At 61.0% G+C, this 19,545-nt stretch carries 19 protein-coding genes and 1 pseudogene; 9 read left to right on the forward strand and 11 right to left on the reverse strand.

The window, feature by feature from the left end:
- Positions 1 to 64: 64 nt before the first annotated feature.
- Together groL and groES are read right to left on the reverse strand one after the other, a co-directional pair.
- A complete protein-coding gene (gene groL / locus SynPROS71_RS10770; protein WP_186583296.1) occupies positions 65 to 1,699 on the reverse strand; it encodes a chaperonin GroEL in 1,635 nt (544 codons plus the stop codon).
- A gap of 53 nt (positions 1,700 to 1,752) precedes the next feature.
- The gene (gene groES, locus SynPROS71_RS10775) at positions 1,753 to 2,064 is read right to left on the reverse strand and encodes a co-chaperone GroES (RefSeq protein ID WP_186583297.1); all 312 of its coding nucleotides are present in this window, start codon (positions 2,062 to 2,064) and stop codon (positions 1,753 to 1,755) included.
- Between the two features lie 217 nt (positions 2,065 to 2,281).
- Between groES and atpD the strand changes: the two genes are divergently transcribed.
- Entirely contained in the window at positions 2,282 to 3,745 is a 1,464-nt protein-coding gene (gene atpD / locus SynPROS71_RS10780) for a F0F1 ATP synthase subunit beta (protein ID WP_186598048.1), read from the forward strand.
- Between the two features lie 82 nt (positions 3,746 to 3,827).
- Positions 3,828 to 4,238 carry an ATP synthase F1 subunit epsilon gene (gene atpC, locus SynPROS71_RS10785; RefSeq protein ID WP_011933894.1) on the forward strand — a complete coding sequence of 137 codons (411 nt, stop codon included), beginning with the start codon at positions 3,828 to 3,830 and terminating at the stop codon, positions 4,236 to 4,238.
- 128 nt (positions 4,239 to 4,366) lie between these two features.
- Here atpC and SynPROS71_RS10790 read toward each other — a convergent pair whose 3' ends face one another.
- A complete protein-coding gene (locus SynPROS71_RS10790) occupies positions 4,367 to 4,870 on the reverse strand; it encodes a 30S ribosomal protein PSRP-3 (RefSeq protein WP_186595039.1) in 504 nt (167 codons plus the stop codon).
- 64 nt (positions 4,871 to 4,934) lie between these two features.
- Between SynPROS71_RS10790 and SynPROS71_RS10795 the strand changes: the two genes are divergently transcribed.
- Complete coding sequence (locus SynPROS71_RS10795) at positions 4,935 to 5,708, forward strand: TIGR01548 family HAD-type hydrolase (protein ID WP_186598049.1); 774 nt, start codon at positions 4,935 to 4,937, stop codon at positions 5,706 to 5,708.
- 75 nt (positions 5,709 to 5,783) lie between these two features.
- The gene (locus SynPROS71_RS10800) at positions 5,784 to 6,920 is read left to right on the forward strand and encodes a calcium:proton antiporter (RefSeq protein ID WP_186595041.1); all 1,137 of its coding nucleotides are present in this window, start codon (positions 5,784 to 5,786) and stop codon (positions 6,918 to 6,920) included.
- Between the two features lie 2 nt (positions 6,921 to 6,922).
- Here SynPROS71_RS10800 and SynPROS71_RS10805 read toward each other — a convergent pair whose 3' ends face one another.
- Positions 6,923 to 8,275: an aminopeptidase P N-terminal domain-containing protein gene (locus SynPROS71_RS10805; protein ID WP_255442128.1), complete on the reverse strand. Its 1,353-nt coding sequence runs from the start codon at positions 8,273 to 8,275 to the stop codon at positions 6,923 to 6,925.
- Positions 8,276 to 8,328: 53 nt separating this feature from the next.
- Between SynPROS71_RS10805 and SynPROS71_RS10810 the strand changes: the two genes are divergently transcribed.
- From SynPROS71_RS10810 to ald, 5 genes are read left to right on the forward strand one after another with little or no spacing between them, the layout of a single operon-like run.
- On the forward strand, positions 8,329 to 9,339 hold the full coding sequence (locus tag SynPROS71_RS10810) for a CNNM domain-containing protein (protein ID WP_186595049.1): 1,011 nt from the start codon (positions 8,329 to 8,331) through the stop codon (positions 9,337 to 9,339).
- Positions 9,336 to 10,652 (forward strand): GTP-binding protein, encoded by a 1,317-nt coding sequence (locus SynPROS71_RS10815; protein ID WP_186595051.1) that lies wholly within the window; start codon positions 9,336 to 9,338, stop codon positions 10,650 to 10,652. Before SynPROS71_RS10810 ends, SynPROS71_RS10815 begins: the two co-directional genes overlap by 4 nt.
- Entirely contained in the window at positions 10,649 to 11,230 is a 582-nt protein-coding gene (locus SynPROS71_RS10820) for a nicotinate-nucleotide adenylyltransferase (protein WP_186595053.1), read from the forward strand. Before SynPROS71_RS10815 ends, SynPROS71_RS10820 begins: the two co-directional genes overlap by 4 nt.
- Positions 11,231 to 11,236: 6 nt before the next feature.
- The gene (locus SynPROS71_RS10825; RefSeq protein WP_186595055.1) at positions 11,237 to 12,970 is read left to right on the forward strand and encodes an NAD+ synthase; all 1,734 of its coding nucleotides are present in this window, start codon (positions 11,237 to 11,239) and stop codon (positions 12,968 to 12,970) included.
- 29 nt (positions 12,971 to 12,999) lie between these two features.
- Entirely contained in the window at positions 13,000 to 14,139 is a 1,140-nt protein-coding gene (gene ald, locus SynPROS71_RS10830) for an alanine dehydrogenase (RefSeq protein WP_186595057.1), read from the forward strand.
- A gap of 5 nt (positions 14,140 to 14,144) precedes the next feature.
- On the opposite strand, the gene SynPROS71_RS10835 is transcribed toward ald, so the two are convergent.
- The 7 genes and pseudogenes from SynPROS71_RS10835 to atpA form a co-directional block, all read right to left on the reverse strand.
- Positions 14,145 to 14,513 carry a YchJ family protein gene (locus tag SynPROS71_RS10835; protein WP_370586876.1) on the reverse strand — a complete coding sequence of 123 codons (369 nt, stop codon included), beginning with the start codon at positions 14,511 to 14,513 and terminating at the stop codon, positions 14,145 to 14,147.
- Positions 14,493 to 14,579, reverse strand: a pseudogene (locus SynPROS71_RS14015) (SEC-C metal-binding domain-containing protein); the annotation flags it as partial. The pseudogene SynPROS71_RS14015 and the gene SynPROS71_RS10835, both read right to left, overlap by 21 nt.
- 4 nt (positions 14,580 to 14,583) lie before the next feature.
- Positions 14,584 to 15,648, reverse strand: coding sequence for a DUF3326 domain-containing protein (locus SynPROS71_RS10840; RefSeq protein WP_186595061.1), 1,065 nt, complete (start codon positions 15,646 to 15,648; stop codon positions 14,584 to 14,586).
- A 195-nt stretch (positions 15,649 to 15,843) separates the two neighbouring features.
- Positions 15,844 to 16,179 (reverse strand): 2Fe-2S iron-sulfur cluster-binding protein, encoded by a 336-nt coding sequence (locus SynPROS71_RS10850; RefSeq protein ID WP_255442130.1) that lies wholly within the window; start codon positions 16,177 to 16,179, stop codon positions 15,844 to 15,846.
- A gap of 33 nt (positions 16,180 to 16,212) precedes the next feature.
- Complete coding sequence (locus SynPROS71_RS10855; protein WP_186595065.1) at positions 16,213 to 16,941, reverse strand: 2OG-Fe(II) oxygenase family protein; 729 nt, start codon at positions 16,939 to 16,941, stop codon at positions 16,213 to 16,215.
- Between the two features lie 92 nt (positions 16,942 to 17,033).
- Complete coding sequence (locus tag SynPROS71_RS10860; RefSeq protein ID WP_186595067.1) at positions 17,034 to 17,984, reverse strand: F0F1 ATP synthase subunit gamma; 951 nt, start codon at positions 17,982 to 17,984, stop codon at positions 17,034 to 17,036.
- Positions 17,985 to 17,995: 11 nt separating this feature from the next.
- Positions 17,996 to 19,516 carry a F0F1 ATP synthase subunit alpha gene (gene atpA, locus SynPROS71_RS10865; protein ID WP_006043305.1) on the reverse strand — a complete coding sequence of 507 codons (1,521 nt, stop codon included), beginning with the start codon at positions 19,514 to 19,516 and terminating at the stop codon, positions 17,996 to 17,998.
- Positions 19,517 to 19,545 lie beyond the last annotated feature (29 nt).

Consider the following 19,545-nt stretch of genomic DNA (forward strand, 5'->3'; position numbering starts at 1 on the left):
GCCGAAGCAGGGGTCTTGAGGTTGAACAGAGTCGATACCGATCGACGCCACTGATTCGTGCTGATCAGTAGTCGAAGTCGCCGCCGCCCATGCCGCCACCAGCTGGTGCTGCCTCCTTCTTCTCGGGAAGATCGGCCACGATGCACTCGGTGGTGAGCACCATGCCAGCAATGGATGCCGCGTTTTGCAGACCGGAACGGGTTACTTTGGCGGGATCGACGATGCCAGCAGCCAGCATGTCGACATACTCACCATTGGCAGCGTTGTAGCCCTCGTTGAAGGACTTGGCCTTCACGTTTTCGGCCACAACAGCACCATTGACACCGGCATTCTCAGCGATGCGCATCAGTGGAGCGGTCAAAGCCGCGGCCACGATGTTGGCACCGATCAGTTCCTCGCCGGTGAGCGTGGACGAAGCCCACTGCTCGAGGGTAGGGGCCAGATGGGCCAGGGTGGTGCCGCCGCCAGGAACGATGCCCTCTTCAACAGCCGCCTTGGTGGCATTGATGGCGTCCTCGAGGCGAAGCTTCTTGTCCTTCATCTCGGTTTCGGTGGCTGCACCCACCTTCACCACAGCGACACCGCCAGCAAGCTTGGCCAAACGCTCCTGCAGCTTCTCCTTGTCGTAGGTGGACTCGGTTTCGTCCATCTGCTTCTTGATCTGCTCGCAGCGCGCCTGCACAGCCACTTCATTGCCCTCGGCAACGATCGTGGTGGTGTCCTTATTGATCGTCACGCGGCGGGCAGTGCCCAGCATTTCGATCTTGGCGTTTTCGAGCTTGAGACCGGCGTCCTCAGTGATCAGCTGCCCGTTGGTCAGCACAGCCATGTCTTCGAGCATGGCTTTACGGCGGTCACCGAAACCAGGAGCCTTGACAGCAGCCACGTTCAGCACACCACGAAGACGGTTCACCACCAGGGTGGCCAGAGCTTCCTTCTCGATGTCCTCAGCAATGATCAGCAGAGGCTTGCCGGTGCGGGCAATCTGTTCCAGCACGGGAACAAGATCCTGCACCAGACCAATCTTCTTATCGGTGAGCAGGATGTAGGGCTCATCCAGCACCGCTTCCATGCGCTCGGTGTCGGTGGCGAAATAAGGGGAGATATAGCCCTTGTCGAAACGCATGCCTTCGGTGACCTCCAGTTCGGTGGTCATCGACTTGCCTTCCTCGAGGGAGATCACTCCTTCTTTACCGACCTTGTCCATGGCGTCGGCGATCATCCGACCCACTTCCTCATCGTTGCCAGCGGAGATCGTGCCCACCTGAGCGATGGCGTTGCTGTCGCTGATCGGGTTGGCCTTGTTCTTGATCTCGGCAACGAGGAAATCGGAAGCCTTATCAATGCCTTTCTTCAGCGTGATGGCATTGGCGCCGGCAGCCACGTTGCGCAGACCCGCCTTGACCATGGCGTGGGCCAGGACAGTGGCGGTGGTGGTGCCGTCGCCGGCAGCATCGTTGGTTTTGGAGGCGGCCTGACGGATCAGAGCAACACCAGTGTTCTCGATGTGATCCTCGAGCTCGATCTCTTTGGCGATGGTGACGCCGTCATTGATGATCTGAGGAGCGCCGAACTTCTTTTCCAGCACCACGTTGCGACCCTTGGGGCCGAGGGTGACGGCAACGGATTCGGCAAGGATGTCGATGCCTTTCTCGAGCGCGCGGCGTGCGTTCTCGTTGTAAATAATGCGCTTAGCCATGGGAGGCGATGTTCAGAGGAGGTGGAGTGATGTTCAGCCGAAGCGGTGCCGTCTCAGTTGACGACAGCGAGGATGTCCTTCTCGGACAGAAGCACGTACTCGTCACTGCCGAGCTTGATGTCGGTTCCGGCGTACTTGCTGTAGAGAACTTTGTCGCCGACGCCGACTTCTGGAGCCTGACGGGAGCCATCTTCGTTGGGCTTGCCGGGGCCGACCTGAACCACCTCGCCCACCTGGGGCTTTTCCTTGGCGGTGTCGGGAAGAAGGATGCCACCAGCGGTCTTCTCCTCGGATTCGGAGACCTTGACGAAGACGCGATCGCCGAGGGGCTTGACGGTGGAGACGCTGAGAGAAACAGCTGCCATGGGGGACTTGCGGGAGCAGGGACAGGGCGCCGAAGCGCGAAAGCGACCCGAGCTGGCACTCAAGGTCACCGACTGCCAACCTATGCGTGCCGACCACCCTCAGACCATGATTTGAGCGTGCGGGTGACCGAACCCTCCGGTGGCGCTCACGGCGGTGGTATCGTTGCGCCGCTCGAGAAGGGTGCGCATGTCGCGTCCCTCACACACCTCCTTTCCTATGGCCGCTGCTGCTCCCGCCTCCGCCGGTACCAAGGGCGTTGTTCGCCAAGTCATTGGCCCGGTTCTGGACGTGGAATTTCCCGCCGGCAAGCTGCCCAAAATTCTGAACGCACTTCGAATCGAGGGAACCAACACGGCAGGTCAGCCGGTAGCCCTCACCGCAGAAGTTCAGCAGCTGCTGGGTGATCATCGCGTTCGTGCCGTGGCGATGAGCGGCACTGACGGCCTGGTCCGCGGCATGGAAGCGCTCGACACAGGCGCTCCGATCAGTGTTCCCGTGGGTGAAGCCACCCTCGGCCGCATCTTCAACGTTCTGGGCGAGCCCGTTGACGAACAGGGCCCAGTGAACGCCTCTGCAACGGCACCGATCCACCGTTCAGCCCCCAAGCTCACTGAGCTGGAAACCAAGCCCAAGGTTTTCGAAACAGGCATCAAAGTGATCGACCTCCTGGCCCCTTACCGCCAGGGCGGAAAGGTCGGCCTCTTCGGCGGTGCCGGCGTGGGCAAGACCGTTCTGATCCAGGAACTCATCAACAACATCGCCAAAGAGCACGGCGGTGTGTCTGTGTTTGGCGGTGTGGGTGAGCGCACCCGCGAAGGCAACGATCTCTACGAGGAATTCAAGGACTCCGGGGTGATCAATGCCGAAGACCTGTCGAAGTCCAAGGTGGCCCTCTGCTACGGCCAGATGAACGAGCCCCCCGGTGCACGGATGCGCGTCGGTCTCTCGGCACTGACCATGGCTGAGCACTTCCGCGATGTGAACAAGCAGGACGTGCTCCTGTTTGTGGACAACATTTTCCGCTTCGTTCAAGCCGGATCTGAAGTGTCCGCACTGTTGGGCCGCATGCCGTCAGCTGTTGGTTACCAGCCCACCCTTGGCACCGACGTGGGTGAACTTCAAGAGCGCATCACGTCCACCCTCGAGGGCTCCATTACGTCGATTCAAGCGGTCTACGTGCCTGCTGATGACCTGACCGACCCGGCGCCTGCTACCACGTTTGCTCACCTTGATGCCACCACCGTGTTGAGTCGCGGCCTGGCCTCCAAGGGCATCTACCCCGCTGTGGATCCTCTCGATTCCACTAGCACCATGCTTCAGCCAGCCGTTGTTGGCGAAGAGCACTACAAGACGGCCCGTGCCGTGCAGTCCACACTGCAGCGCTACAAAGAGCTTCAGGACATCATTGCCATCCTGGGTCTCGATGAGCTCTCCGAAGATGACCGCCGCATCGTGGATCGTGCGCGCAAGATTGAGAAATTCCTCTCCCAGCCGTTCTTCGTGGCTGAGATCTTCACCGGCATGCCTGGTGTGTACGTGAAGCTGGAGGAAACCATTTCCGGCTTCAACCAGATCCTCGCTGGTGAGCTCGACCACCTCCCTGAGCAGGCCTTCTACCTCGTCGGCAGTATCGACCAGGTCAAGGCCAAGGCCGAGAAGATCGCGGCAGAAGCCAAGTGAGGCTTCCGGGGACCACCATCCACGGTCGGTCCCCAAAACCACGATTCAGCTCCAACGCACCGACCCCAAGTCTTCCCTTTCCATGTCCCTCACCCTCCGCGTGCTGGCACCCGACCAGAGTGTGTTCGACGGTTCAGCTGACGAGGTGATTCTTCCAAGTACCACTGGTCAGCTTGGAATCCTCCCCGGCCACGTGTCCTTGCTCGCCGCACTTGATGTGGGTGTTTTGCGTGTACGCGCCGATGGGGGTTGGAAGTCCATCGCCCTCATGGGTGGCTTCGCGGAAGTGGATGCCGATGACGTCACCGTTCTGGTGAATTCTGCTGAGCTCGGCAGTTCCATTGACGCTTCAAGTGCCGAATCGGACTTGCAAGCTGCAAGAAACGAAGTCTCCAAAATGGAGGGACAGCCGGCTTCAGCCGACAAAGTGAAGGCTCAGCAATCCCTTGATCGAGCTCGCGCTCGCGTACAGGCAGCGAAAAACCAGGACTAATAGTTTTCAAGCACTTGAATTCTCAAAAAAGCCGGGGTCGAAAGATCCCGGCTTTTTTATCTGAACAGATGGACAAAAAAACGACCTGCAACTGCAGGTCGTACTGAGAACACGAATGAGCGCTGGATTCAGGCGGTACCGCAGAAGGTGACATCAGGGAACTTGACCTTGGCATCTTCCAGGCTCTTGCCCTTGCCCTCTTCTTGCCAATAGTTGATCACTTCTGTGGCTTTATTGAGCACTTCAACGCGCTCGTTATCGGTGATCCAGGACTTCCCTTCCAACTCACCCTTGAGCGTTTCCCAGGCATCCTCACGAGGCCAGAAGAAATAAGCAGTCAGAGGGCTGGGACCGCCACCCACGATCTGATCAACGGCCAGCGCCACATTGTCGGGCAGCCAAAGAATCTTGAGGAGAAAGCGTCCTTCATCCGCTTTCGGTGTGTAGCCAGAAGGAACACCGTCGGCATCGATGGTGGCAGAGGCCAGTGCAGCGCTTCCGCCGCGCATCACAGGGCGGCCTTCCTTTGGCTCCTGCTGCTGATCGGCGTCAGTTGTTTGCGGTGCCTGATCAGCTGCTGCTGCCTCAGTGGCGACCTCCTGGTCGACGGCAGCGCCTTCGGAAACCGTCATGGTGTCAGCGCTCAAGGATTAAGGACAAACAACTAACCTAACAGCCGCCTTCACCCCATCTCATCTGAGCCTCTCCAGCGATCCTCGCCAGCTCCTGCTGTTCGATATTGACGGCGTCATTCGGGATGTCGCCGGAAGCTACCGCCGTGCCCTGCAAGCAACGGTTGAGCACTACAGCGGCTGGCGACCAAGCCCTTCGCAGATCGATGCTCTCAAGGGAGAGGGGAGATGGAACAACGATTGGGATGCCAGCCTCGAACTGCTGAAACGGCATGGTTCACCCTTGCCGGAACGCCAGGCCCTGATCGATCGGTTCAGCGACTTTTATTTCGGTGGCGATCCTGGGGCTTCACCCGAAAGCTGGAGCGGTTACATCGGCGATGAGCCGCTGCTTGTGAATGCATCTCTGTTTGAGACCATTCATGCCCTCGGATGGGCCTGGGGTTTCGTCAGCGGCGCAGAGCCACCCTCCGCACGCTTCGTGCTCGAGCAGCGCCTGGGGCTCAAAGCGCCGCCTCTGATCGCCATGGGAGATGCTCCCGACAAACCAGATCCCACTGGACTGTTGCAGCTCAGTCATGCTCTGCTCAGCAGCCGTGAACCAACCACGGTGGCCTACCTCGGAGACACCGTGGCCGACGTTCAAACCGTCATCCGTGCCAGGGCAGAGCAACCAGAACGAACCTGGATCAGCCTGGCAGTCGCACCTCCGCACCTTCATGCTCACCCTGTGGAGCGTCGTGCTTACGAACAGCGGTTGAAGGAGGCTGGTGCTGACCACATCCTGAGCAGCACCATGGCCGTGACTGAATGGCTGGAATCCTCGGCGCAGCACTGAAAGGACTGCCAACGTGTGGGCTGTGAACACCCCCAGGCGTCCATGAACAGCCGATCGGCACTGTCCTCCTCGGTCATGGAGATCCGCAACGAGCTGTCCACCCTCGCCCTGGGAGGCGGTGTGCTCGCCCTGCTCAGTTTCAGCGGAGTTCTGGAGTGGCTGCTGGCCAGTGATGCAGGGTTGATCATTGCTGGACTGCTGATCTTGGGAGCCGTTGTGGTGCTCCTCTCCCAGCAAGTGGCCAATCAGGCCGAACTGCTGGCGGAGACACTCGGCGAGCCCTACGGGACCTTGGTGCTCACAGGATCTGTGATCGTGATCGAGCTGGCCCTGATCGGCAGCACCATGATCACGGGCGAGCAGAACCCCACGCTCGCCCGTGACTCGATGTTCTCCGTGCTGATGATCGCCCTCACCGGCATCACCGGGTTATGCATGGCGCTCACCTCCAGGCAATCGAGGCAGGGACTCGAGTCTGACGAAGCAATGAGTGAGGAGGACCTCGCGGGCCCGAACATGGCCGGATCGATGGTGTTTTACAACCTCATCAGCACGATGAGCGTGCTCGTTCTCATCATCCCCAACTTCAGCACTGATTCTCCAGAGGGTGAATTCAGCCTGCCGATCGAGGTGGTGTTGTCCGTGGTCGCCGTCGGCGTCTACGTGATCTTTCTGATCAACCAGATGGGCCCTTACCGCTGTTTCTTCATGGATGCTCAGGAGCGAGCGTCCCTCAACAGCGAACACAACCCTGAGGGCTTCATCCACACGAACCGACCGTGGCGAGCAGGCGGCTTGCTGGTCGCCAGTCTCGGGGTGGTGGTGCTGATCGCTGAGTCCATGGGGCAGCTGATCGAACGGGGCGTGAACGAACTGCAACTCCCTGGAGCTCTGGCTGGGATTCTCGTGGCCATGTTGATCCTGATCCCTGAGGCGCTGAACGCCATTCAGGCCACGCGCCGTGGCCAGCTGCAGCGCGCCCTCAACACCCTCTTCGGGTCGGTACTGGCCACGATCAGCCTCACCGTTCCGGCGGTGCTCATCATCGGGCAGATCATCCACTCTGAGGTGATCCTGGGCCTCGAGCCCGCCTCCATGGTGCTGCTGGCCCTCACCCTGTTTTTGCTTCGCCCCCATCCGAAGGTGCTCGGGAGCGAAGGGTTGATGCTTCTCGTGGTGTTCCTGTTCTGGCTGATGCTGGATCTGGTCTGACTTCAGCGCTCCATGGCTTGAACCGACTTGAGGGCGTCAGCGCTGAGCACCTCATGGCCTTCGGGCACCTCGTCGTGATCCCTAACGGCCACATCATCCTCGATGCGAATGCCGATGCCCTTCCAGCGCTCGTCGATGCTGGGTTGCCCTTCCGGAACGGGCAGACGATCGCTCACATAGAGCCCGGGCTCCACGGTGAGCACCATGCCAGGTTCTAACTCCACGTGATGCTCACCAAGCCGATAAGCACCCACATCGTGAACATCCAGTCCAAGCCAATGGCCGGTGCGGTGCATGTAGAGGTGGCGATAAGCACCCTGTTCAATCAGGCCATCCACATCCCCCTGAAGGAGGCCAAGGCTCACGAGCCCCTCCACCAGAACGCGCACGGCCGTGTCATGAACACCCTCAGCAGTCTGCCCTGGCCGGACGCTGTCAATCGCGGACTGCTGCGCAGCGAGCACAAGGCTGTAAAGCTCACGCTGCTCGCCGCTGAAACGACCATTAACCGGGAACGTTCGCGTGATGTCTCCGTTGTAGTAGTCAGGCAGCGAACAGCCGGCATCAATCAGCAGTAGATCGCCATCCTGGAGCACGGCATTGTTCTCGATGTAGTGGAGAACGCAGGCGTTGTCGCCACCCGCCACGATTGAGCCATAGGCCACACCACGGGCCCCTTGATCGAGGAAATGCTCCTCGATCAAGGCCTGAACCTGACGTTCGCGCATCCCCGGTTTCACAACGGAGCGGGCCAACTCGTGGGCGGCTGCAGAAATCCGTCCGGCCTCACGCAGTCGCTCCAGCTCTGCCGGCTCCTTGCGCAGACGCATGCGATGCAGCAAGGAACAGGGAGCCACCAAGGCCAGGGCTGCGCTGCCAGTTCGCGACGCACGATCGAGCTGCCCCGCCCAGGCGGCAACCACAAGGGGCTCGACTGCGGGATGGCGACCGACGCGGAAGGCGATTCCCTCAGCGCCTTGCAGATAGTCCGGCAGTCGCTGCTCAAGCTCGGCGCGGGGGTGGGCGAGATCAGCACCGAAACACTCCACAGCCCCCTCACAGCCCCAGCGTCGTCCGGTCCAGACCTCAGCGGCCGGTTCGCGCGGGTTCACGAACAGCACAAAACGTTCTCCCTCCGGTCGATGGGGGAGGAACAGGGCGACCGCGTCGGGCTCGTCAAAACCGGTGAGGTACCAGAAATCACTGTCCTGACGGAACGGCCATTCCGTATCGGCATGATGGGTAACCAGGGTGGCTGCAGGGATCACAGCAGCAGCACCTCCCAAATCGTGCATGAACCGCTGACGACGATCCGCATGACAAGCGATATCAACGATGGAGGTGCAATCAGCCACGAAAGAGACAGGTCGCCGAGTAACCGTCAGGATGGCAGGCAAAGCACACCCCCATGACCTCCGACCTGCTGATCCTGCTGATCCTGGTGTTGGTGGTGCTGGCTGGATCAGCCCTCTGCTCGGGTGTGGAGGCAGCGCTGCTCACGGTCAATCCCATCCGCGTCCATGAGCTCGCCGCACGTCCCCGTCCGGTCGCTGGTGCTCGCAGACTTGCGCAGCTGCGACAACGCCTTGGACGCACCCTGTCCGTGCTGGTGATTGCCAATAACGGCTTCAACATCTTTGGCAGCCTGATGCTTGGGGGTTATGCCGCCTGGCTGTTCAAACGCATGGACAGCAGCAGCGTCGCGCTGCCGCTGTTTTCCATCAGCCTCACCGTTCTGGTGATTCTGCTGGGCGAGATCCTGCCCAAAGCGATCGGCAGTCGCCTGGCCCTGCCTGTGGCTCTGGCCAGTGCCCCCGTGCTGCACTGGCTCGGCGTCATGATGCGCCCCCTCGTTCTGCTGCTTGAGCGACTGCTGCCGGCCATCACGGAGGAGAGCGAGATCAGCACCGATGAGGAAGAGATCCGGCTTCTCGCCAGACTCGGTTCGCAGAAGGGTCAGATCGAAGCGGATGAGGCCGCCATGATCGCCAAGGTGTTCCAGCTCAACGATCTCACCGCCCGCGACCTGATGATCCCGCGAGTGGCAGCGCCCACCCTTGATGGCGCGACCCGCCTGGATGAACTCCGGGACGCACTGATCGAGAATGAAGCCCAGTGGTGGGTCGTGCTTGGCGACGCGGTGGACAAGGTTCTGGGAGTGGCCAACCGGGACAGCCTCTTGAGTGCGCTGGTTCAGAACCGCGGCCAACTCACTCCATTGGATCTGAGCGAACCAGCCGAATTCGTTCCGGAGATGATCCGCGCTGATCGACTGTTAACCGCGTTTCGACGTGACAATGCCGGCGTGCGCGTCGTGGTGGATGAATTCGGAGGCTTCGTCGGAGTCATCGGCCCCGATGCCGTCCTGGCCGTCCTTGCTGGATGGTGGCGCAAGGGAGGAGGCAGCGGAATCCCATGACCACCTCCCCTGCGATGGCATCCAAGGCACAGGTACTACGACTGTGGAAAGACCAGCTCAACCTGACCGCCCTTGAGCAGGGTCTGCTGAGCGGTGCCCTCAAAACCCTGGATCACCAGCTGCATCGCCTGGAGGAGAGCAGGGTTCGGATCGCCGTGTTCGGCAGAGTCGGCGTCGGCAAGTCGAGCTTGGTCAATGCCCTTGTGGGCCAGTCGCTGATGGCCACGGATGTGGCCCATGGCTGCACGAGACAACAGCAGAGCACTCCCTGGCCGAAACCAATTCCAGGACTGCAAGCCGTCGACCTGGTGGACACACCAGGGATCGATGAGGTCGATGGCCCAGCCCGGGCTCGCCTGGCGGGGCGCGTGGCCTTGAACGCCGACCTGGTGTTGCTGGTGCTGGATGGGGACATCACCCAGGTTGAGCTCGATGCACTCGCCACCCTCCAGAAAAAGGGAAAACCGGTGGTCACCGTTTTGAATCGCTGCGATTGCTGGCCAAACGATGAGCTGGCTCCTCTGCTCGCCAGCATCAAACGCCGCCTGCCGCACGGGCTCCCAGCGCCGGTTGTCGCGGCGGCGGCGCCACGGCGGGCTGTGCAGCTCAGCGACGGACGCATCCGCAGCCAGCAGCAGCCGGCCGATGTGGCGCGTCTAGAGACCCACCTGTCACTGCTGCTGGCTGAGCACGGCGAAAGCCTGCTGCTCTTGAACAGCCTGCGGCAAGCGACGAGCATTCAGCAGCAACTCGAAACCGGCCGTCTGCTGCGGCGCCGTCGGGAAGCGCAGGGGCTGATCGGTCGCTACGCCGCCCTCAAGGCAGCAGCGCTGGCCGCCAATCCTTTAATGCTGCTCGATCTTGCGGGAGGCATGGCCTGTGATGCCGCCTTGGTGAGCCAGCTCTGTGCGCTGTACGACCTTCCCCTGGGAGGCCCAGCAGCCCGCCGACTGCTCCGTCAGCTCGGTGGCCAGAATGCCCTGATTGGGGGAGCACAGCTGGGGCTGCAGATAAGTCTGGGAGTGATACGCCAGCTGCTTCTGCTAGCGGCACCCTTCAGCGCTGGGCTGAGCTTGGCCCCGGCAGCCCCGGTGGCGGTGGCCCAGGCGGCTCTGGCGGTTCACACCACCCGCCGAACCGGCCGACTGACAGCCCGCTGGCTGCTGGAGGAACGCGGTCGCGGTCGCCGCAACCAGCCGATTCCTATCAGCCTGATGCGACGTCTGTGCCGCACAGACCGCGGTCTGATCGGACTGATGCATCGCTGGCCGGATGCGCCGACGCGTCCGGCCCTGAAATCGCTGCTGCCATGAGCAGAGGCACGATTGCACTTCTGGGAACCAGCGCGGATCCCCCCACCATTGGTCATCAGGCCCTGCTTGAAGGTCTTCTCGGGGAGTTTCCGAGAGTGGTGACGTGGGCGAGTGACAACCCGTCCAAACGCCATGGCGCCGAGCTCAAGCAACGCAGCAATCTGCTGGATCGTGTCGTTCAGACGATCGGTAACCCTCGCCTGCAACTGGCTCAGGATCTCAGCAGTCCCTATGCCATCACCACGCTGGAGCGAGCACGACAACGCTGGCCTGAATCCTCTCTCTGCTTCGTGGTGGGAAGCGATTTGGCCACGCAGATCCCTCGCTGGAAACACTGCGATCAGTGGCTCGGTCTCTGTGAACTGGGCATTGTTCCCCGCAAAGGTTGGCCCATCGAGGATGGCGACTTGCAGGGCCTCGAACGCCTCGGTGCCCGTCCAAGGATTCTGTCCCTTGATATCCCAGCCACCGCCAGCTCAGCGGTCCGCCAGGCCAGTGGCGATGACCAGATCCCCGACACGCTCTGGCCTCTGCTGCTGGAGCACAATCTGTACGGCTTCCACTCCTCCTCCGCCTGAGTGCTGATGCGTATCGCCCTGGCCCAGATCAATCCCTTGGTGGGGGACCTTCTGGGAAATGCCGATCGCATTCACGCGGCCTTGGATGCGACCCAGGTGGACGGCCAGGTCGGTGCGGACCTCCTGGTCACGCCGGAGCTGTCTCTCTGGGGCTACCCACCGAGGGATCTGCTCTTCAGCTCCGCTCACCTCGAGCAGCAACAACAGGCGTTAGACGGACTGCAGCAGCGCTTGCATGCCGCACAACTGGATGTGGCCCTCCTCGTTGGTGTGGCCGAGGTGGCCCCTGATCAGCAACACCCCAGGCTCTACAACGCGATGGCGCTGGTGCAGGCGGGGGGATGGCGTGTTGTCGCCCGCAAGCAGCTGTTGCCCAGCTACGACGTCTTTGACGAAACCCGTTATTTCCGCGCCAGCGGCAGTCCGTCCACCATCAGCCTGCGCGTGAACCACCACGACTGGCACCTGGGCCTCACCATCTGCGAAGACCTCTGGGTGGACCAGGAGCTCCAGGAGCGACGCCTGGTAGGCCCGGATCCCATCGCAGCCTTAATGCCCGAACGCATTGACGCCTTGATCAACTGCTCGGCCTCTCCCTTCAGCCGGGGCAAGGCGACCCTCCGCCGTGAGCTCGCAGCCCGTGCAGCTGCACGCCTGCAATGTCCTGTGGTGTATGTGAATCAGGTGGGCGGGAACGATGAATTGGTCTTCGATGGCGCCAGCTTCGTGATGGCTCCAGGGAAGAGCACCCCGCTGCTGCAGCTGCCCGGCTTCTGCGTCAGCACAGCGGTGTGGACGGCGCAATTACCAGCAAGCCCAAGCGAGCAGGCCCCCCATCCCCACCATCAAGGGCAAGACCAAGACGCCGGCCTCGAGGCGCTGTTCCGAGCACTGGTGACAGGAGTCAAGGACTATGCAATCAAATGCGGATTCAAAAAGGCGCTTCTCGGACTCAGTGGCGGCATTGATTCGGCTTTGGTGGCGGTGATCGCCGCCGCCGCCCTGGGCCCTGAACAAGTTCAGACCCTGCTGATGCCCTCTCCCTGGAGCTCCGCCGGTTCGCTCGAAGATGCCCTGGCTCTGGCAGCACGCCTGGGCATCTCCTCAAGGATCGTGCCGATTCAAACCCTGATGGACGACTTTGAGGCCACGCTCACACCAGCCCTCGACGCCGAGCCATCTGGGATCACAGCCGAAAATCTGCAATCACGCATCCGCGGAACCCTGTTGATGGCCATGGCCAATCAGCAGGGGCAACTGCTGCTCTCCACGGGCAACAAATCCGAACTGGCCGTGGGCTACTGCACCCTCTACGGCGATATGAACGGCGGTTTGGCGGTGATCGGCGATCTCTACAAATCAACCGTGTTCGCCCTTTGCCACTGGCTCGACAGCCCAGAGGCCGGTGCCTGTCGGTCCGAACTGGGGCTGGCCGTTGATGGCCCGTTGATCGGACGAGCCATTCTTGAAAAACCACCGAGCGCCGAACTGCGACCAGACCAGAAAGACAGTGATTCACTGCCTGACTACGGGCGGCTGGACCCATTGCTGGTGGATCTGATCGAACATCGAATGAGTGGTGTGCAGCTGATCAGCGCCGGGCATGATCCTGAGGATGTGAACCGGATTGAACGTTTGTTCCGCCGGGCTGAATTCAAGCGGCGACAGGCCCCCCCGCTTCTGAAAGTGAGCAATCAAGCCTTCGGCAGTGGCTGGCGGCTGCCGATTGCAGCCATCTGAGCCAGATTGAGAACACATCTCTGCCTTCCATGGCTCATTCCGTTCTGACGGCCCCGATGGCCAGTATCGGGGTGCCTACTGAGATCAAAGCTGATGAGCAGCGGGTCGCCCTGACACCGGATGGCGTGCGGGAGTTGGTGACTCAAGGGCTGGAAGTGCGCATCCAACACGGTGCGGGAGCCGGTGCCGGCATCGGCGATGACGCCTTTGCATCAGCTGGTGCACGCATGGTCGACCGCGACGACGCCTGGGCCGCTCACCTTGTGGTGAAAGTGAAAGAGCCGCAGCCGGAGGAATTCGGTCTTTTGCGCGATGACATGGTGCTCTTCACTTATCTGCACCTCGCGGCCTATCCCCAGGTGGGCCAGGCGCTGCTGGATGCAGGAACAACGGGTGTGGCCTACGAGACGGTGCAACTGGAAAACGGCAGCCTGCCCCTGCTCGCGCCGATGAGCGAAATTGCTGGCCGTCTCGCGGCTCAGGTGGGCGCGCGCTTGCTGGAGCGGCCCAATGGCGGCCGTGGTGTGCTGATCGGTGGCTGCACCGGTGTTCAACCGGCAAGGGTGGTGGTGCTGGGTGCCGGCACCGTCGGCTGGAATGCGGCACGGCTTGCAGCAGCCATGGATGCCGAGGTGATGCTCCTGGATCGATCACCGGAGCGGTTGCGCAGCCTGGAGGCCGACCGGCGAGGACGATTGATGAGTGTGGTGAGCAGCCGGGGACTGCTGGAGCGGCTCGTGCCGACCGCCGACTTGCTCATTGGTGCCGTGCTCACTCCCGGAGGGCGGGCCCCGACACTGGTCGACGAGGAGATGGTGAAACAGATGAAACCTGGTTCAGCCATCGTGGATGTGGCCATCGATCAGGGCGGATGCATCGCCACGAGTCGGGAGACCACCCACACCGATCCCACGATCAGCATCCACGGGGTGCAGCACTACGCAGTCGGGAACATGCCGGGAGCCGTACCGTTCACGTCCACCGAAGCCCTGGTCAGTGTCACGCTCCCCTACATCCTTGGCATCGCTGGTCGAGGACTGGAAGAAGCCGTCACGGAACGGCCGGAATTGCTGTCTGGCTTGAACACCGTGAAAGGAGCGGTCTGCCACCCCGGCGTCGCAAAGGCCTTAAACGTTCCGCCACGCCATCCCATGGCATGCCTGCGCTGAAGCCATCACAGGGCTCGGATGTAAAGCCATTCCCCACTGAGCTGCCCATCCCGTCTCTGAAACAGCGAGGTTTCCTTTAAACATCTGCGCTGTCCAGACGCGACGAAATGCGCTGCAAACTGAACAGTGCCCTGGCAATCCTCGATGCCACCACCTTCCACAGCGAGGATTTCGAGTGCCATCCATCGGAGCTGACGGCTGTTGGACCGTAGTTCGCGACGCCGTTGCTGAAGCGGAGTTTGTGGCTCAGGGTGCGTGCCGATCAAATACTCAATCTCACCCAGCGCATAAGCGCTGTAACGCGACCGCATCAACTGTTCAGCCGTTTGCGCCTTCGCCAGTCCCTGATGAAAAGGACCGCAACATGACGCCAACGGGGCACCGGAACCACAAGGACACGCATCCCGATCAGCAGCGGACCCTGCAAACCCCCTGGCCATGCGATCAGTCTCGAGTGCTGGAACAGCAGTCCAGAGGCAAAAGAGGCCTCTGCAGCGATGGCAACGCCACCCCCTCCCGCATCGCCAGCAGCAACCCGGCAGCTTCGGCATAGGTCGCAGCAGCAACCACCCGTCCCTCAAGTCCCATGGAATGGGACGACACCTGCAGCACAGAAGGGTTGGTGACGGCAATCACCGGGACGTTCCGCTCCAAACAGGCCAGGACGGCCTCACCCCCTAAAGCACCCTCCGGCACCACAAGGGCCCCAAGCCCGGAAGCCAGCAGATCTCCAGGCTGCGCTGATGCCGACTGAATCAGATCGGGTGCACGACTGAGCCCCACGAGAACACAGGGGAGAAAAGTATGCGCCAGCTCTTCGGCTGCCGCCCGCGGATCCAGCTGAGGATCAAGGGGCAAAGGAGCCAGAGCCGGTGCGTGGGCACAGGGGATCTGAAGATGCCGCACGAGCAGATGGCTGATCACCGCCTCCGCACCAGCCAACCCATCCACGCCGCTGCCATGGCGATAAGCCTGCAACGCTTCGCTGCCGGAATCATCCGGAAATCGAGCCACCACAGCGATCGCCGTTGCGCCCCTTTCACGCAGCTTCTCCCCAGCGCGAAGCAGTGCATCAGGACGCTCGAGCGAGCCCCAGCTCACCCCACTCTCCCCCTGCCGCAGCGTGACTTCGAGAGGGACATCCGTAGTGACCACCGGGCCAATCTCCAAGCCGAGCGTGGCGCGACAGGCATCGGCAACCTGGAGGTGGCGGTCCCGAAGCGACGGTTCGATCCCAGCGTCGAGCAGCAAGCCAACCCGCTGCCGCCGTCCTCCTCGCAGCGCCAGCTCCCCAGCTGCAAAACGATCAAGCCCCCATCCCTCCACGTAAAGAATGCGTTCGTCGCTCCAGTAGAGGGCGGCCCCATTCATCACATTGGGGTGGGTCACCAGACAGCCCGAGGCCGCCGCGAGTACCCGCGCAGCCGGCAGCGCATCACCGGCATACCCTCCGATCTCGCATCCAATCCCCGTGGGCACAATCATCAGTGTGGGGAAGACGGCAGCCATCACGTCACCCCTCGTGCTGAAGCATCACCGCTTCGATCACCACCTCAGAGCCACCCTCTGGTGAATCCATCACCGACGTGATCGCCCAGCGCAGCGGCTCGCCGTGCACTCGCAAATGGTCCAGGATCCTCCGACGCCAATCCGAGGCCGTTCGGTGGGCTGGGAGCGCGAGCTGCAGCTGAAGCGACTCAATCCTCACTTCTGATACTGACCAAACTGCGCTTCGTAGAGGGCATCCTCCTGACCCGCAAGCACCTTGAGGTCTGAGCGTGGATAACTCACACACAGCAGTGCAAAGCCGTCTTGGCGGAGCTCTTCCTTCACTCCCATGGCATCCGGTTGATGCACGGTTCCATCGAGGATGCGGGCAGCACAGGTCGTGCACACGCCGGCACAACAGGAGCTGGGCACCGCCACTCCCGCTGCTTCAGCGGCTGAAAGCACGGTCTGATCAGCGCCGCACTGAAACTGATGGGTTTGCCCATCCAGCTCAACGCTGATGGCGAAGGTCGCTGCCGTGGAATCGCTCATCCGTTCGAGATTGTCCTGGAAGACCGCATCCTCTCAGGACAACGGCCGCTCACAGCGATGCCACTGATGGGGATGGGGCGCCAGGTACTCCGCTGGCGCAGACGAAGCCAGGGCCGTAAGCACGAAGTCGAAACTGATCGACACCCGTAGTGACTCCTCATCGTTGTTGTGGCTGACACTGTGATCCAACCGGGACGGAAAGATCACCAGAAGACCGGGTTCAGGGTTCAGAGTCCAGAGGCTCTGATTATGAGAGTGATGCTCACGGATCGGCCCGCCATGGCCCACGGCAAGCCCTGGAACGAGCTCATTCAGTTGATGCCTTGCATGTAGACATAGGGCTCCCTCCTGCCCCTGACCATCACCACTCAGATACACAACGGCACTGACATGGGCGTTGGGATGGTGATGCCGACCCACCACTTGCCCAGCCATGCTCAGCACAGGCCAACACCGTTGGAGGTGCAAGGCGATCTGGTCCAGATCAAATCCTGTGCGTTCCAGATACATCCAAACCCGCGCAATCACCTCATCCGCCAGGGATCGGAAGTCGTGATGTTGATGCAGCTGCCAGATGCCATGGAGATCCCCGGTCCATGCACAACCTTCATCGGGATTACTAACCGCCTCGCCCCGCAGGCTCAGAAGTGTCTGCAGCTGCCCCGCCAGCGTCAAGGGGTCCATCGCCATCCGCTCGGTGGCCACCACCGTTGGGAAAAGGCTGTGAAGCTCCACATCGAAGGGGCAGCAGACCTCCAGCATCGTTCATGCACCACGCTGAAGGGGCGCTTGGATTTCAACAAAAAAGCCGGCACGAAGGCCGGCTTGAGGCAATCAGATTGACGAATGTCTCATCAACCAACAGCAGCTGCACCACCAGCCACTTCAAGAATCTCCTGGGTAATCGCAGCCTGACGGGCTTTGTTGTAGTCAAGGGTCAGAGTTTTGGCCAAAGCCTTAGCGTTGTCGCTGGCATTGTTCATGGCCGTCATTCGGCTCGCCAACTCCGAGGCCGCAGCCTCCTGAAGGGAACGCAACACCTGATTCTGCAAGTAGAGAGGCAGGAGGGCGTTCAGAAGCTGATCCGGGCTTTGCTCAAACACAATCTCGGAGGAGAGCTCCGGTTGCGTGTTGGCGGGAGCCGAACCTGTTTCCACCCTGAGATCTCCGTCTTTGGTGGTGAGGCGGAAGATCTCATCATCAGCATCAGCGATGCCCTGAGGATCAAGCGGAAGAAGGGTCTGAACAACGGGCTTGCAGCTCACCAGATTGATGAACTTGGTGAAAATAATTTCAACCCGGTCGGTGGTTTCGGAAAGAAACTCCGCAAACACCTCGTTCGCCACAGATCCAGCTTCATCAGCCGTTGGCACCTGCTCAAGCCCAGTGAATGTGGCCTGAATCGGATAGCTGCGATTGGTGAAGTAGCTGATGGCCTTTCGACCGATCAACACGAGATTCACTTTGTAGCCCTTGCCCTGCAATTCAGCAAAACGCTGCTCAGTGCGCTTGATGATGTTGGCGTTGTAGCCACCGCACAGGCCACGATCACCAGTCACCGCCATGAGAGTGACAGTTTCAAGGGAACGTTCCTCGAGCAGGGGGGCGTCGGCATCTTCAAAGCGCATGCGCGCCTGGAGATTTTCCAGAAGCCTGGCCAGACGATCCGCAAAGGGTCGGCTACGCAGAACCTGCTCTTGGGCACGACGCACCTTGGCTGCAGCCACAAGGCGCATGGCCTCGGTAATCTTGCGGGTGTTCTTAACTGATTTGATCCGATCGCGGATCTCTTTGAGATTTGCCATGTCTCAGGACCTCAGTTGGCCGTAGCCAGCATGGTGGAGGTGACTTCAGCGACGGCCTCTTTGAGCATGGTCTCCGCCTCAGGGCTGAGAACCTTCTCGGTTTGGATTTTTTCGATGAACTCAGGCTTGTTGCTCTTGAGGTATTCGCGGAGCTCACGAGAGAACTGAACCACCTGATCCACAGGCACGTCGTCGATCAAACCCTTCACACCGGCGTAAACGATGGCGACCTGTTCAGCAAGGATCAGCGGGCTGAACTGGGACTGCTTGAGCAGCTCGCGCAGGCGCTTTCCGCGGCCGAGCTGCTTCTGGGTTGCCGCGTCAAGATCGGAGGCGAACTGAGAGAAGGCAGCTAGTTCGTCAAACTGAGCGAGCTCCAGCTTGAGCGTGCCGGCAATCTTCTTGATGGCCTTGGTTTGGGCAGCGCCACCAACACGACTCACGGAAATACCCACGTTGATGGCAGGGCGCAGACCGGAGTTGAACAGATCGGAACTCAAGAACACCTGACCATCGGTGATCGAAATCACGTTGGTTGGGATGTACGCGGACACGTCACCAGCCTGGGTCTCAATGATGGGCAGTGCCGTCATCGAACCTTTGCCCATCGCATCAGACAGCTTGGCTGCACGCTCCAGCAGACGGCTGTGGCAATAGAACACATCTCCGGGGTAGGCCTCACGACCGGGCGGACGACGGAGCAGCAGGGACATCTGGCGATAAGCCTGAGCCTGCTTGGAGAGGTCGTCGTAGATCACCAGAGTGGCTTTGCCCTTGTACATGAAGTACTCGGCAATCGACGCACCGGTGTAAGGAGCCAGGTATTGCAGTGCCGCAGGGTCAGAGGCATTGGCCGCCACAATCACCGTGTAATCGAGGGCGCCACGCTCACGCAGCACTTCGGTCACCTGAGCAACAGACGCTGCTTTTTGACCGATGGCCACGTAAACGCAGACGACATCTTGATCCTTCTGATTCAGGATCGTGTCGATGGCAATAGCGGTCTTGCCGGTCTGACGGTCGCCAATGATCAGCTCACGCTGACCACGGCCAATGGGAATCATCGCGTCGATCGCGGTGATTCCGGTTTGCATCGGCTCGTGCACCGACTTGCGCTGAATGATGCCTGGGGCCGGTGATTCGATCAGACGGCTTTCAGAAGCACCCAGATCGCCTTTGCCATCGAGGGGAACGCCCAGAGGGTTCACCACACGACCAAGCAGGCCATCGCCGACAGGAACGGATGCGATCTTGCCGGTGGCCCGAACGGTGCTGCCCTCCTGGATCCCCAGGCCCTCACCCATCAGCACAGCGCCGACATTGTCGTCTTCGAGGTTGAGCGCGATGCCCTCAGTACCGTCTTCGAACTCAACGAGTTCCCCGGCCATCACTTGCTGAAGGCCGTAGACACGAGCAATGCCGTCGCCCACCTGCAGGACGGAACCCACATTGCTGACCGAAACGGACTTGTCGTAGTCCTCGATCTGCTGCTTGAGGATGGCGCTGATCTCGTCGGGACGGATGGAAACCATGGCGGGTAAACCCTGGAAAGGGGCGTGAG

The organism is Synechococcus sp. PROS-7-1 (genome assembly GCF_014279795.1).
Lineage (GTDB): Bacteria > Cyanobacteriota > Cyanobacteriia > PCC-6307 > Cyanobiaceae > Synechococcus_C.